Source organism: Campylobacter sp. RM16192 (genome assembly GCF_004803855.2).
Taxonomy (GTDB): Bacteria; Campylobacterota; Campylobacteria; order Campylobacterales; family Campylobacteraceae; genus Campylobacter_A.
Map to the genome: position 1 here is coordinate 878,518 of NZ_CP012552.1, position 14,153 is coordinate 892,670.

At 35.4% G+C, this 14,153-nt stretch carries 12 protein-coding genes and 1 pseudogene; all 13 read left to right on the forward strand.

Annotated elements, in window-relative coordinates:
* Window positions 1-356: 356 nt before the first annotated feature.
* The gene (locus CDOMC_RS04595; RefSeq protein WP_172128334.1) at window positions 357-1,373 is read left to right on the forward strand and encodes a bifunctional 3,4-dihydroxy-2-butanone 4-phosphate synthase/GTP cyclohydrolase II; all 1,017 of its coding nucleotides are present in this window, start codon (window positions 357-359) and stop codon (window positions 1,371-1,373) included.
* 34 nt (window positions 1,374-1,407) lie between these two features.
* The gene (locus CDOMC_RS04600; protein ID WP_236861354.1) at window positions 1,408-2,655 is read left to right on the forward strand and encodes a PAS domain-containing sensor histidine kinase; all 1,248 of its coding nucleotides are present in this window, start codon (window positions 1,408-1,410) and stop codon (window positions 2,653-2,655) included.
* Complete coding sequence (locus tag CDOMC_RS04605; protein ID WP_236861355.1) at window positions 2,645-3,376, forward strand: response regulator transcription factor; 732 nt, start codon at window positions 2,645-2,647, stop codon at window positions 3,374-3,376. Before CDOMC_RS04600 ends, CDOMC_RS04605 begins: the two co-directional genes overlap by 11 nt.
* Window positions 3,377-3,538: 162 nt before the next feature.
* Window positions 3,539-4,105 carry a cytochrome C gene (locus CDOMC_RS04610; RefSeq protein ID WP_172128336.1) on the forward strand — a complete coding sequence of 189 codons (567 nt, stop codon included), beginning with the start codon at window positions 3,539-3,541 and terminating at the stop codon, window positions 4,103-4,105.
* 23 nt (window positions 4,106-4,128) lie between these two features.
* Complete coding sequence (locus CDOMC_RS04615; protein ID WP_172128338.1) at window positions 4,129-6,687, forward strand: molybdopterin-dependent oxidoreductase; 2,559 nt, start codon at window positions 4,129-4,131, stop codon at window positions 6,685-6,687.
* A gap of 293 nt (window positions 6,688-6,980) precedes the next feature.
* A pseudogene (locus tag CDOMC_RS10330) lies at window positions 6,981-7,451 on the forward strand (PDC sensor domain-containing protein); the annotation flags it as partial.
* A gap of 195 nt (window positions 7,452-7,646) precedes the next feature.
* The gene (locus tag CDOMC_RS10335; protein WP_442861618.1) at window positions 7,647-8,780 is read left to right on the forward strand and encodes a methyl-accepting chemotaxis protein; all 1,134 of its coding nucleotides are present in this window, start codon (window positions 7,647-7,649) and stop codon (window positions 8,778-8,780) included.
* 125 nt (window positions 8,781-8,905) lie between these two features.
* A complete protein-coding gene (locus tag CDOMC_RS04625; protein ID WP_172128342.1) occupies window positions 8,906-9,307 on the forward strand; it encodes a transposase in 402 nt (133 codons plus the stop codon).
* 585 nt (window positions 9,308-9,892) lie between these two features.
* Window positions 9,893-10,483 (forward strand): LemA family protein, encoded by a 591-nt coding sequence (locus CDOMC_RS04630; protein WP_172128344.1) that lies wholly within the window; start codon window positions 9,893-9,895, stop codon window positions 10,481-10,483.
* Between the two features lie 18 nt (window positions 10,484-10,501).
* Window positions 10,502-11,383: a TPM domain-containing protein gene (locus CDOMC_RS10085; protein WP_218975690.1), complete on the forward strand. Its 882-nt coding sequence runs from the start codon at window positions 10,502-10,504 to the stop codon at window positions 11,381-11,383.
* A gap of 72 nt (window positions 11,384-11,455) precedes the next feature.
* Window positions 11,456-12,346, forward strand: coding sequence for a TPM domain-containing protein (locus CDOMC_RS10150; protein ID WP_172128346.1), 891 nt, complete (start codon window positions 11,456-11,458; stop codon window positions 12,344-12,346).
* A gap of 106 nt (window positions 12,347-12,452) precedes the next feature.
* Complete coding sequence (locus CDOMC_RS04640) at window positions 12,453-13,157, forward strand: TPM domain-containing protein (RefSeq protein ID WP_236861367.1); 705 nt, start codon at window positions 12,453-12,455, stop codon at window positions 13,155-13,157.
* Between the two features lie 10 nt (window positions 13,158-13,167).
* Window positions 13,168-14,058 (forward strand): TPM domain-containing protein, encoded by an 891-nt coding sequence (locus CDOMC_RS04645; RefSeq protein ID WP_172128350.1) that lies wholly within the window; start codon window positions 13,168-13,170, stop codon window positions 14,056-14,058.
* Window positions 14,059-14,153: the final 95 nt, after the last annotated feature.

The window sequence follows — 14,153 nt, forward strand, 5'->3', positions numbered from 1 at the left end:
TGTTTTGAAGCCCTCACAAACTTACTTAATTTTTGCTTAAATTGAATTTAGTAAATTTTCGATAGTTTCTTGCGATTTTTTAATGTTTTTTGTAATGTATTTTAACTGTCTTTATTGTGGAATTAGCATATTATTTATGCATAAGTTTATTAACTCGTAATGCTTTCTGCTATATTCTATATGGCTTAAAATAAATAGTATGCAAGTATGTAGTAATTAAATTTTGCTCAGTAATTACAAACTAAATAACATATTTAAAATATAAAATTTATAGATTGTTTATTATTTTGTTTTAATCTTTAATTTTAAACAAAAATAGGTATAATGCTTGTAAATTTCAATTATAGAGAGAAAAAATGGATAGAGTTGAGCAGGCAATTGCCGATATAAAAAATGGTAAAATGATTGTAATGGTTGATGATGAGGATAGAGAAAACGAGGGAGATTTGGTCTTTGCTGGTGCATTTAGTGATACGCAAAAAGTAAATTTTGCCATAACTCATGCTAGAGGCGTTCTTTGTCTTGCAGTTAGCGAAGATATAGCAAAAAGACTTGAACTTGATCTAATGGTTAGTAAAAATACCTCTTGTCACGAGACAGCTTTTACAGTCACTATCGATGCAAAAGCCGCTACTACCGGAGTTAGTGCCTATGAGCGTGATATGACGATACGTTTAGCAACCGATCATACTTCTAAGCCTGAAGATTTTGTAAAGCCGGGTCACATTTTCCCGCTTATAGCCAAAAAAGGCGGAGTTCTTAGTAGGACAGGCCATACGGAGGGCTCTGTGGATCTTTGTAAATATGCTGGACTTACTCAATCTGCCGTGATTTGCGAGATAGTAAAAGACGATGGAAATATGGCTAGAAGGGCTGATCTGGAGGAGTTTTGTAAGAAATTTAATCTAAATATGGTCTCTGTTTCAGAGCTTGTTGAATATAGATTAAAGCATGAAAGTTTAATCAGTATTGAGGATAAGGCTGCGGCTAAGATAGCTGGGTTTGATGCGATAAAGCACGAGATAAAGGACCATAGAGATCAAAAGCATTTTGTATTTACTTTCGGTGAAATTTCAAGAAGGGCCAATGTCAAATTTCATAAAACAAAAAGCGATATGGAGCTTTTGACTTCATCAAAATTTGAAGAGCTTTTAAAATCTATAAAATATTTAAGCGAAAATAGTGGAATTTTAGTCTTTTTGCAAGATGAGAAGACTTGCGATAATACTATAAAGGATTTTGGTATCGGAGCTCAAATTTTAAGGAAATTTGGCATAGAGGATATGGAGCTGATAAGCTCTAGTAAAAACAGAGAATTTGTAGCGCTTAGTGGTTTTGGGCTCAATATAGTCGGATATAAAGATTTAAACTAAAATTTGTGTGGCTGAATAAAATTTAGGAGTTTTTTTGCAAAAATGGATTTTTACCACTGCTTTGGTAATGTTTTTTGCTTTTGAATTGCTTTGTTGTTATTTTTATTTTAAGCATGATAGGTTCATATTTGCAATATTTGGAGGATTTGGAGTTGGCGGATTTTTATTGTTTTTGTTTTTAAACAAGACAGCTTTAATTAAAAATGATATTGAAAAAGCATTTGCAAAGACTCCAAATTTAGGACTTTTACTTATAGATAAAGATGGGATTGTAGAATTTATTAATAAAAAATTTGAGCAAATTTTTAGACTTGAAAGCAAGGGCTATTACGGACAAACTCTTGATAATCTTATTTTAAATGTCAATGAATTGGGTGCTTTAAAAAGCTTCTTAAGCCTTAAAAATCATCCTTACGATACTCAAAATTTTGTAGTTAATCAAAATAGACGCTTCTATCGCCTGAATATTTCTAGTGTGCTTGATGGCGGAGTTAAATTCGATGGGCTTATAATAACCGCAAGCGATGTGACTCACGAAAGGGAGCTTGAAGAAAAAGAAGCCGAGCATCATAGAATGTTAATAGTAAATGCAAAAACCGCAGTAATGGGAGAGATGGTAAATTCCATATCACATCAGCAACGTCAACCTTTAAGCTCTATATTGCTTTCGCTTGAAAATATAGAGGAGTGTGTATCATCTAATCAATTTGATGATATCGGAATCCATCTTGCTCGCTGTAAAAGAGGTGTGAAGCTCATAGATGAAACCATAAGCGCTTTTAGAAGTTTTTATGAAAAAGACAACAGTGTAATTGATTTTAATGTAAAAGACGTTATAAATGAGCTTACATTTATAGTAAAGCCTCAGATGAATACAAACGCAATTTCATTTGAATTTTGTTACGAAGACGGTAATTTTATAGTAAATGGAGTGCCTTCTTATTTAAAACAAATCTTAATCAGTTTGCTTTCAAATTCTAAAGACGAGTTGGTTGAATGTATGAAAGATGATGTTGATTTCGAGCCTAAGCTATGGATAGATTTGAAAAGGGTCGGTGATGAAATTTGTATAAGCGTTAGCGATAACGGAAGAGGTATTAAAGAGGAAATGGAGCAAATTTTTGAACCGTTTTTTACAACCAAAAAAGATGTAGGAACTGGAATGGGTCTATATGTGGCTAAAATTTTAGCGACCGATAAGCTAAATGGACGATTAAGGCTTGAAAGTCATGCAAATCCTACAAAATTCACGCTTTGTTTAAAGGCAAAAGATGGTGTATAACAAAATAAAAGAGATTTTAAAAGATGTAAATTTAATGATCGTTGAAGATGACGATGACCTAAGGGAGGCTATAAAAAGCTCTGTAGGTCAATATGTAAATGAACTTCACGCCTGCAAAGATGCAAAAGAGGCGCTAGAGTGCTTTAGCGAACACAATATAAATTTGATAGTATCTGATATAAATATGCCTAGAATGAACGGGTTAAAAATGGCAGCTATCATTAGAAAGACTGATGAGAACGTGCCCATCTTGTTTTTAACCGCTTATGATAGCGATGAAAATATGCTAAGCGCTATTGACGTAAAGAGTTCGGGATTGCTTAAAAAGCCTTTTGATAAACGAGAGCTTGTGATGATGATGAGTTTTGCAGCAAATAAATTTAAGAGCGATTTTGCAAGTGTTGATCTTAAAAAAGGCTTTATATTTAATGCATTTACAAGAGAGCTTTATAAGGATGGGTTGCCTGTGGCACTGACTAAAAAAGAGCAGGCTTTGCTTCATCTTTTTCTTAAAAACCAAACAAGAACTGTTAGCTTTGATATGATAGAGGCTTGCGTTTGGCTAGGCGAGAGTTGTACGGGCGATGCTATTAGGGCGTTTGTCTATAAGCTTAGAAAAAAACTATACCCTGAGCTTATCCAAAATGCACAAGGCATAGGATATAAACTTTGTTTAAATGAAGAGTGCGAAAGAACGATAAATGGAGTTGATTATATTTAATATAGCTCCAATTTTTTGATATTTTATATGAATTTACGCTAGCTTTATAAATTTAAAAACTACTATATTTAATTTACAAAATTTTTAGATATTACAAAAAAATCACAATTAAATCATACTTTTTATCTATAATTTCTCTACAACCACATGACAAGGAGAAATATGAAGAAGTTACTACTATCTGCAACGTTAGCTTGTTCGCTGTTTGCTGCAAGCGATGTTTATACAGATGTTGTGAAGCCGATTTTTGCGGACGAGAGTTCGACTAAGTCTATAGGCAGGTTGCTTCCAACAAACGCAGTTAAGATTACTCAAGAGAGTAAAGATAAAGTAAAGATAACTATACGTGGGTATAAAAATCCAACTGTTAATAATGTGATTTATTACAGCGACTCTCAAAGAGTTATTGCGGCTGCTTTCTCAAAAACAGCTAATGTCCAATTTAACTTAGTCGAAAAAGGCAAGGGAGGAAAATGGGACAAGGTTGAAGTGAGTGTTTATACAACCAAGGGAGATTTTACTAGTGATTTAGCTCCTATGTTTGCAAGAGCTGATCAGATGTATAAAGACAATTGTGGGATTTGCCACACTGCTCATGCAACCGATCATTATAAAGCAAATCAATGGCCAGGGCTTATAAAATCGATGCTTAGCAGAACCGCGATAGATAAGAAAGACGAGTGGCTTATCACGCAATATTTACAAAAACACTCATCAGACGTTAAGTAATAACAACTATAAAAGGAGAAAAGATGAATACACAAAGACGAGATGTTTTAAAATTTGGTGCGTTTTTGGCAGGAGCTCCGCTACTATCAAAAGTTACAGCCACAAATTTATTAGCAGATGAGTTGAATTCAGGACTTGTCAAAAACGGCACCGTAAATACCGCAGCTCACTGGGGTATGCTAAAAGTAGAGGTTAAAGACGGAGTGATCGTCGGCTCAAACCCTATCCAAAAGACAAGCGATATACCAAATCCGCTTCAAAATTTTACCGCCGATATGGTATATAAAAGTCGCATAAGATATCCGATGGTGCGCAAAAGCTATCTAATGGATCCAAACAATCCAAAACCGGAACTTAGAGGCAAAGACGAGTGGGTTAGGGTAAGATATGAAGACGCGATCAAGCTTGTAGCCAGAGAGCTTAAAAAGACAAGAAAAGAAAAAGGAATTCAAAGTGTATTTGCGGGAAGCTACGGCTGGAAATCAAGCGGAAACGTGCATAATTCTAGAATTTTGCTTCATAGATTTATGAATTTAAGTGGCGGATTTGTAGGACACCTGGGAGATTATTCAACAGGAGCTAGTCAAGTAATCATGCCTCACGTTATGGGAAGTATTGAAGTTTATGAGCAGCAAACCAGCTGGCCGCTTATACTTGAACACTCAAAAGTAGTTGTAATTTGGGGTGCAAATCCTATCAATACACTTAGAATAGCATGGACAAGTGCTGACGAGCAGGGCTTTAAATATCTTGAAGAGCTTAAAAAATCGGGTAAAAAAGTAATCATCATAGATCCTATCAGAAGTGAAACAGCTCAATATTTTGATAAAGCCGAGTGGATAGCTCCTATACCAAATACCGATACAGCAATGATGCTTGGTATGATGCATTACCTATATACAAGCGATAAATACGATAAAGATTTTATTTCAACTTATACAGTTGGCTTTGATAAATTCCTTCCTTATCTGCTTGGTAAAACAGACGGTGTAGTAAAAGACTTAGAGTGGGCAAGCAAAATTTGTGGGCTTAAAGCTTCGCTTTTAAAAGAGCTTGCGGATACATTTATGAATAACCGCACTATGCTAATGAGCGGTTGGGGTATGCAAAGAGCTCATCACGGTGAGCAACCGCACTGGGCTATGGTAACTCTAGCTGCTATGCTCGGTCAAATCGGACTTCCAGGCGGAGGCTTTGGCTTAAGCTACCACTATTCAAACGGTGGCGCGCCTACTTGCAAAGGTGGAGTAATCGGCGGTATGAATAGTGCCAGCTTGGGATTTTTTAATGAATACGGAGAATTTATCGGTACAAATTCAGGAAGCTTTGATAAAAATGGTCGCTTCATAGCTAAACCGGTTGCGGTATCAGGAACAGGTCAAAGTTGGCTTTCAAAAGCGACAGAATACGTGTTCCCTCTAGCTAGAATTGCAGATGCGTTGTTAAATCCTGGCAAGGTAATAGATCACAACGGTAAAAAGATTACATATCCTGATATAGACTTTATCTACTGGGTAGGTGGCAACCCATTCTGCCATCACCAAGATACAAACACACTTGTAAAAGCATGGCAAAAACCAAGAACTATTGTAGTAAACGAGCCATATTGGACACCAACTGCAAAGATGGCTGATATCGTGTTCCCAACCACAACAGCTTACGAGAGAAACGACATTACAATGACTGGCGATTACTCAAATATGAACATCGTTCCTATGAAGCAAGTCGTTGAAAAATTTGAAGAGTCAAGAGACGATTATCAGATATTTAGCGACCTTTGTAAAGCCTATGCGAAAAATTTAGTTGTAGCATATACTGATAACGGTAAAAACGAATTTGACTGGATCAAAGAGTATTATGACGCAGCTTATAGCCAAGTAAAAGCAGTGCCTGATCTAGTAACAGATATGAAGCCTTTTAAAGAATTTTGGGCTGCAAATGAGCCTGTGACATTTGCTTCCACTCCGGAGAGCGATCAATGGGTAAGACACGGAGAATTTAGAGAAGATCCTATCCTAAACGCGCTTGGAACACCTTCAGGGCTTATCGAAATTTACTCTGAAACTATCGAAAAGATGGGATATGATGACTGCAAGGCACACCCAATGTGGTTTGAGCCGATTGAGTGGCTAGGTATGCAAAACAAACCTGCACATTTCCACATGATCAGCGCTCACCCTGCAGACAGACTTCACTCACAGCTAAGCAACACAAGCATCCGCGATAATTACGCAGTAGCAAATCGTGAGCCAGTCTGGATAAACGAAAAAGATGCTAAATCACTTGGTATTAAGAGTGGTGATTTAGTTCGCGTATTTAATGTTCGTGGTGAAGCGCTTGCTGGAGCGGTTGTAACTAAAAACATCATGCCTGGCGTTGTAAGACTAGCTGAGGGTGCTTGGTATGATCCTGATATGAACGGACTTTGCAAAAACGGTTCGGCAAATACTCTAACTATAGATATGCCAACCAGCAAACTTGCAAACGGAAATATCTCTCATACAGCTCTTGTAAATATCGAGAAATTTAAAGGCAAAGCTCCTAATCTAACAGCATTTAGCGATCCTAAATTTTCTGCATAATTTTTTTAAATTCTACCGTGAATAATCGCGGTAGAATTTGCTATTTTCTACATCTCGCAATACTATTTGTTTTAATATCTTTTAAATAATAAACTAGTAGAATTAATTAAAATTTAAAATAAGGAAAATATTAAATGAGATCGATAACAAACAAAATAGCTATTATGCTTATTGTGGCACTTTTTATTTCGTTTGCTGCCATATCTGTGGTCAATTATTGTATGGCTCAAGATAAGGTTGTCAAACTTGTAAATCAAAATCAAGAGCAGATCCTAAAAGATGTAAAAAGTGTTATGGGTGAATTTTTTGATTCTTATAAAGAGTATGTAGTAAAACTTGCTAGAGATATAGCTGATTCTTCTGGAAACGATGATGAAATTTTAACAATAGTCAAAGATGCTAGGCATTGGGGTACTAGCTTAATATCTCTTGCTTATTACGGTAGAGAATCTGATGGTGCAACATTTTTTTCAGACGGAAACCCGGCAAAAGACTATGATCCAAGGACTCGTGGCTGGTATAAAAAGGCAAAATCTGAAAATAAGGCTATCTTTACAGAGCCTTATATATCTGTAGCAAATAATCAACTAGTGGTTAGTTTTTCTGCTCCTGCTATAAAAGATGGCAAGCTAATAGGTGTGGCGTCTTTAAATGTTGGCATAGATGGACTAAATAAAGAGATACTTGAAATGGGTAGAACCGAGTATAGCTATATCTATGTCATTGAAGGCAAAGATGCAAAAATTTTAATGCATTCAAACTCAGGCAATTTGTCAAAATCTCTGCCTTCTACAGTGCAGCTTATGAAAGAGGTTGAGGGTAAAAATTTTGATGAAAATGGATTGATTTCTTATGTAAATCAAGAAAATCACAATGTATTTGCTAAAATTTTATCTTTAAATAGTGAGGGTTGGCTGGCTGTAGCAGAGATTGAGGGTGATACTTTCAGTAACAGTACTATGCCTATTTTAAGAACTCAAGCTATTTTAGCGATAATATTTGTGATATCTCTTTCAGCGTTTGTATATATACTGCTTAAAAAATCACTAAATCCAATAAAAGCTATCCAAGATAAGCTAAATGACGTATTTAAATTTGTAACTCATGAAGCAAAAGCTCCTAAAAAGCTAGAAATAAGCACAAATGACGAATTTGGAGTCATGAGTAGGGCAATTAATGAAAATATAGATAAAGTTATAGATGGTATCAAGAAAGACAACATGATGATAGATGAGCTAAATAGTGTTGCGAATTTGATGATCAGAGGAAATTTGGGTGTGAAAATTTCATCCGATCCAAATAATCCGTCACTTCTGGAATTAAAAAATTTACTAAATACATTCTTTGTTTCTATATCTGAAAATTTAAAAGATATCACAAAGGTCTTAAGCCTATATACAAAAAATGATTTTACTCAAAAAGTAGAGCTTAGAGAGGGGCTTGAAAGTGATTTAAAAGATATGGTTATGGGCGTAAAAAACATGGGAGATGTAATTTGTAAGATGCTCCAAGACAATCTAAATGAGGCTCAGATGCTCGAGGAAAAGGCTAATATTTTGGCTAAATCCATGAAAGAGCTTACCAACGGAACCAACATCCAAGCAAATTCTCTTCAAGAAAGTGCTGCGGCAGTAGAACAGATGTCAAGCTCAATGGATGCTATAAGTCAAAAAGCAGAAGATGTAACAAGACAATCAGAAGAGATAAAAAACATAATAGTAATAATAAGAGATATAGCAGATCAAACAAATTTACTAGCACTTAACGCAGCCATAGAAGCAGCCAGAGCTGGAGAACACGGAAGAGGCTTTGCGGTAGTTGCAGATGAAGTTAGAAAACTAGCGGAAAGAACTCAAAAATCACTAAGTGAGATAGAAGCTAATGCAAATGTCCTAGCTCAAAGTATAAATGAGATGAGTGAGAGTATAAAAGAGCAGGCTGAAGGCATAAGCATGATAAATAAATCCATCTCTCAAATCGATGATATGACTCATCAAAATATCAGAATAGTAGATAAAACAAATGAAGTTACTAGAGAGGTTGATAAGATGTCTAAAATAATTTTGGCTGATGTAAGGATTAATAAATTTTAATTTAAAATAAATTGTGTAAATGGGTGAAAAATGATATATTAGGAGAAATATTATGACAGCCAAAAGAAAGAACAAAGAAAAAGATGTAATCGATTTGATGCTTGACCAAAAGAGATTTTCATGGGATGACAAAAGACGAACTTACCGGCATTGATGGGCTTTTGAGACAGCTTAAGAGTAGGTTCTATGAGCGTGTGTTGGAAGCCGAAATGGATGAGCATCTTGGTTACAGAAAGCACGACAATGCAGTGGATAACACCGGTAACAGCCGTAACGGTTATACTGACAAGAGTGTATTGGATGATAACAGTACTACCGATATTCATGCACCGAGAGATAGAAACAGTACCTTTGAACCTATCATTATTCCGAAGCATGAGAAACGAAGTCCCTTGTTCAACGATCAGATTATTTCGATGTATTCATATAGTATGAGTTGCTGTTATATCAAAAGTATCTATATAATAGTGTGTGGAGTGATTTTCGTATTAGAGCTTATTTTATGCCAAACAAAACTAGCTTTCTAGATTTTGCCTATTTGATTTGTTTAATATTTATCAGTATTTATTATATTTTAACTTCTAAATCATATATTACAATAATAGTTGATCTTATATTGTCTATATTTATAAAACTATAAAAGCTTTTTATGTTTGATAATATTGACGATTAGGAATAGGTTAATTTCCTCTATGAGTACAATTATCATTAAAAATATAAATTGATAGCTTTACTATTTCTTTTGATTTTAATATAAATTTCATCATCAAAAATAATTTATGCTATAAAAAAATTCGTATTAATATTTCATTAAAAAAGTAGTATAATCAAAATAGAAAATTTATATAATAAGGTTTTAAAACGAATATTTTTTGCTTTATTGGTAAACTTAAATGTTTTGACTGATAGTGAATTTATTTCTTTGCTATTTAATAGTTTAAATGGCAAAGCATACAGAAATTTAAGTTTGAAACCGGTTGTGTATTGCAAAATTATAAAAAGCTAAGATTCTTAAAATGGCTATGGTTGGTGTTTTGGTAGGTTTACATAAGTTGCTTTATTATAAAAGCTTATAATAAGTTAAAATTTAAAATCACTAAGAAAGGTTTAAAATGAAAGGATTAGCAGGACTTTTAGTCATAGTTGCCATGTTTGGAGGAATTTTCTTAAAGTATTACAATCAAGTTCCGACACTTGATGAGACAACTAAAGAGAAGTGGTCGCAAGTGCAAAATCAATATAAGAGACGCGCTGATCTGATACCAAATTTAGTTAATACTGTTCAGGGATATGCAGCACACGAAAAAGGTGTATTTACTGAGGTTACAGAGGCTAGAAGCAAAGTTTCACAAATGAAGATAGATGCTAGTACTATTGAGGATCCAAAAAAGCTTAAAGAATTTGAAGAGGCTCAAAAAACTCTCGGCGGAGCGCTTGGAAGACTTATGGCTATTAGTGAAAACTACCCTCAGTTAAAAGCTGATAAAAATTTCTTAGCTCTCCAGTCTCAGCTTGAAGGCACTGAAAACCGCATCGCTGTAGCAAGGAAGGATTATATAGCTTCCGTTAAGGAGTATAACTTGGCTCTTAGAACATTTCCTGGCAAATTTGTAGCTCAAATTTTTCATCCTGAAGCTAAGGTAAAAGATACTTTTGAAGCCGCTGAGAGCGAGCAAAAGACACCGGAAGTTTCGTTTAAATAGCAACATAAAGGAGCTATTATGAAAAAGATCTTGTCGGTTTTGCTTCTTTTTGCGGCTATTTTTGCTGCAGAGTTAAATTTCCCACCCCTCACCGGCAGAGTAGTAGATGAAGCAAATATACTAAGCCAAGGAGCAAAAGAAAATTTAACTAAAATTCTTGCAAACCATGAATCAAATACTACAAATCAGGTTGTTGTAGTTACTTTAAATTCTCTTCAAGGAAGAAGTCTAGAAGAGTACTCTCTTGAACTTGGTAGATACTGGGCTATAGGACAAAAAGATAAAGATAACGGAGTATTATTAGTAATAGCTCCAAATGAAAAAGAAATTCGTATAGAAGTCGGATATGGTTTAGAAGCATCATTAACAGATGCTATAACCCATGAGATAATACAAAGAGTAATACTTCCTAAATTTAAAGATGGTAATTTCGAACAAGGCATCTTAGATGGAGTAACTAAGATAATAGACTTCATAGATGATGATAGCAGTAATGATTATGTGACGGATCCGATCGAGGATATGTTCTACACGCTTTCATCGAGTGTTGTAGGAGGTTCGCTTATCTTGGTTTTTCTTAGCGGACTATTTAAACATAGGATAGTAAGCGATATAGCTACCTCTCTTCTAGCGTCTGGCTTGCTTGGATTTTTTGTCGGAGTTTTGGCTATCGCATTTACAGGCTCAGCTGTGATGGCGACAGTGGTGGCTACAGTTGTTGCAATCGTAGTTTTTGTATTTGCCTTTAACAGCATAAGAAAGATGCCAAGAGGACTTTTGAAAAGCAGCGGATTTAGTGGAGGTAGCAGTAGTGGAGGCTTTAGCGGTGGAAGTAGAGGAGGCGGCTTTAGCGGCGGTGGCGGAAGTTTCGGCGGTGGCGGAGCCAGCGGAAGATGGTAAATTTATAAAATTTACGCAAAACACAGGTCAAATTTGCAATCAGCTACAATTTGACTCAAAAAAGAGGTTGTTATGAGAAAGATACTGTTTATTTTACTAGCTTTTATATCACTCTTTTCGGCTGAAATTTCACTTCCCGAGTTTACAGGCAGGGTTGTGGATGAAGCAAATATACTAACTAAAAGCGCAAAAGATAGCTTAATTGCGACACTTGAAGCTCATGAAAAAGCAACTACTAATCAAATCGTAGTCGTAACCTTAAAATCGCTTCAAAACCGCTCCATAGAAAACTACTCTTTAGCGCTTGCAAGAAAATGGGCCATAGGACAAAAAGATAAAGATAACGGTGTTTTGTTAGTAGTAGTTCCAAGTGAAAGAGAAGTGCGCATAGAAGTTGGATACGGGCTTGAGGGAGTTTTAACAGATGCTGCAAGCAAGAGCATAATCGAAAAAGTAATGGTGCCTAAATTTAAAAGCGGTGATTTTGAAGAAGGAGTTTTAGAAGGGGTTGCTAGAATTTTAGACTTTACGGATGAAGATGCAAGCAACAATGTGGTAAAAGAGCAGGTATTTGTCGATAATGTTTTGCTGGTTATTGCCTTTTTGATAGCGTCTTGCTCTGTTTTTATATTTATAGGTAGGCTAAGCGGACGCAGGGTGATAAGCGATATAGGTTCTAGTATCGTTGGTTCGATCATAGTAGGAGGCTTTGTCGGAGCTATTATCAGCGCGCCAATAGATCCTATAATATATAAAACATTAGCCATTTTATTAAGTATAGTAGTTGCTTTTCCTTATGTGCTAAAAGAGATTATGCGCACACCTGATGAAAAATTAATATATGGCTGGAAAGAAGGGGTTGATAGCTATAAATATTTCGTTGAAAGCGAAGGTGGCAGCGGCAGCGGCACTAGAGGCGGCGGCGGAAGCTTTGGCGGTGGCGGAGCCAGCGGCAAGTGGTAGAGTTAGGATAAAAGAGGTTGTTATGAAGAAAATTTTGATATCTTTGGTGGTTATTTTTAGCTTTGCTTTTAGTCAGGCAAATTTCCCCGAGCTTTCAGGCACTGTCATGGATGAGTCAGGTCTGATAAATGAAGTTGCGAAGAGCGATCTTAGCAGGAGGATAAAGGAGCATGAGGTCAAATATAGTAACAAACTTATCGTAGTTACGGTAAAACTAAAAAAAGAAGAGTACATCACTACTTACGCTCAAAATCTTGCAAAACACTGGAATATAGACGATAAGACAGCTATTTTAGTTGTATCTTACGACTCGCGAGACTATCTAAATTCAAAAGCTATTATCGTTACAAACGGCGACTGGCTTAAGGGTGATTCGATAGCATCTGAGATTATAGAGGCTAGACTACGACAAGGAAATATAGACGGCGCTTTCAAGCTGGGTGTTATCAAGACTTTGGAATTTATGGATGACGATAAGAGCAATGACTACATCAACCATCCTTATGAAGATGCCACTATAGCCATACTTGCGATATCGGTATTTGGGGGGCTTCTTTTGTGGATTGTGAGTCATAAGTTTAATCTGTTTTTTTTGATTCAAGTCGGTATGTCTTCTGTGCTCTCAGGCATGCTAACTGTGTTTTTAATGAAAGCCTTGCCTTATGGCATGCCTTCTTTTCTATTTTTTGGCATTGTCTTTGTATTTACACTTTTAACTATGCGTATAGATATGAGGGAAGATGGCAGCAAGTATGTGGATTTGGGCTTTTTAAACCCTTTGTTTGGTATCAAAAAAGCAAAAAAGGCTTAAGAGCTTAGAAATGAAGAAAATTTTACTTATTTTATTTACTTTTTTATCTTTGTTTGCAGGTGAAATTTCATTCCCACCCCTCACCGGCAGAGTAGTAGATGAAGCAAATATACTAAGCCAAGGAGCAAAAGAAAATTTAACTAAAATTCTTGCAAACCATGAATCAAATACTACAAATCAGGTTGTTGTAGTTACTTTAAATTCTCTTCAAGGAAGAAGTCTAGAAGAGTACTCTCTTGAACTTGGTAGATACTGGGCTATAGGACAAAAAGATAAAGATAACGGAGTATTATTAGTAATAGCTCCAAATGAAAAAGAAATTCGTATAGAAGTCGGATATGGTTTAGAAGCATCATTAACAGATGCTATAACCCATGAGATAATACAAAGAGTAATACTTCCTAAATTTAAAGATGGTAATTTCGAACAAGGCATCTTAGATGGAGTAACTAAGATAATAGACTTCATAGATGATGATAGCAGTAATGATTATGTGACGGATCCTAAGATAGATACGTTTTTTAGTTTTACTACCGTTATGATAGTTGGTGGATTTGCTTTACTTTTCATAGGGGCAATTTTTAAATTTAAGTTTTTAAAAGACATTGGTTTAACATCTTTTATGTCGGCATTTGCTAGTGTGTTTTCATCTTCTTTTCTGGATATGTTTTTAAAGACTGATACGGCTTTAGTCTCTTTTGCTCTGCTTGGAGCGTTTTTTATATTGATTTATCCTATGGTTCAAAAGATGAATAGCTCTATAAATAGAAAATCTAAAAGTAGAGGTAGCAGAGTATATAGTAGTGATGATAGTGGCGGCTCAAGCGGTTCTTCTGGCAGCGGTAGCTTTAGCGGAGGAGGGGGAAGCTTTGGCGGTGGTGGAGCTAGTGGCAGGTGGTAAAAATAATCAAATGCTGATTAGTTTTATTAAAAATTTATAAAATTTATATTTTATTAGATATAATCCTTTTTATTTATATAGATTTTCCTTTAATT

Bases quoted from the DNA above. Each gene is read 5' to 3' on its own strand.
- CDOMC_RS04595 (WP_172128334.1), top strand. From the start codon at position 357: ATGGATAGAGTTGAGCAGGCAATTGCCGATATAAAAAATGGTAAAATG.
- CDOMC_RS04605 (WP_236861355.1), top strand. From the start codon at position 2,645: ATGGTGTATAACAAAATAAAAGAGATTTTAAAAGATGTAAATTTAATG.
- CDOMC_RS04610 (WP_172128336.1), top strand. From the start codon at position 3,539: ATGAAGAAGTTACTACTATCTGCAACGTTAGCTTGTTCGCTGTTTGCT.
- CDOMC_RS04615 (WP_172128338.1), top strand. From the start codon at position 4,129: ATGAATACACAAAGACGAGATGTTTTAAAATTTGGTGCGTTTTTGGCA.
- CDOMC_RS10335 (WP_442861618.1), top strand. From the start codon at position 7,647: ATGCCTATTTTAAGAACTCAAGCTATTTTAGCGATAATATTTGTGATA.
- CDOMC_RS04625 (WP_172128342.1), top strand. From the start codon at position 8,906: ATGACAAAAGACGAACTTACCGGCATTGATGGGCTTTTGAGACAGCTT.
- CDOMC_RS04630 (WP_172128344.1), top strand. From the start codon at position 9,893: ATGAAAGGATTAGCAGGACTTTTAGTCATAGTTGCCATGTTTGGAGGA.
- CDOMC_RS10085 (WP_218975690.1), top strand. From the start codon at position 10,502: ATGAAAAAGATCTTGTCGGTTTTGCTTCTTTTTGCGGCTATTTTTGCT.
- CDOMC_RS10150 (WP_172128346.1), top strand. From the start codon at position 11,456: ATGAGAAAGATACTGTTTATTTTACTAGCTTTTATATCACTCTTTTCG.
- CDOMC_RS04640 (WP_236861367.1), top strand. From the start codon at position 12,453: ATGGATGAGTCAGGTCTGATAAATGAAGTTGCGAAGAGCGATCTTAGC.
- CDOMC_RS04645 (WP_172128350.1), top strand. From the start codon at position 13,168: ATGAAGAAAATTTTACTTATTTTATTTACTTTTTTATCTTTGTTTGCA.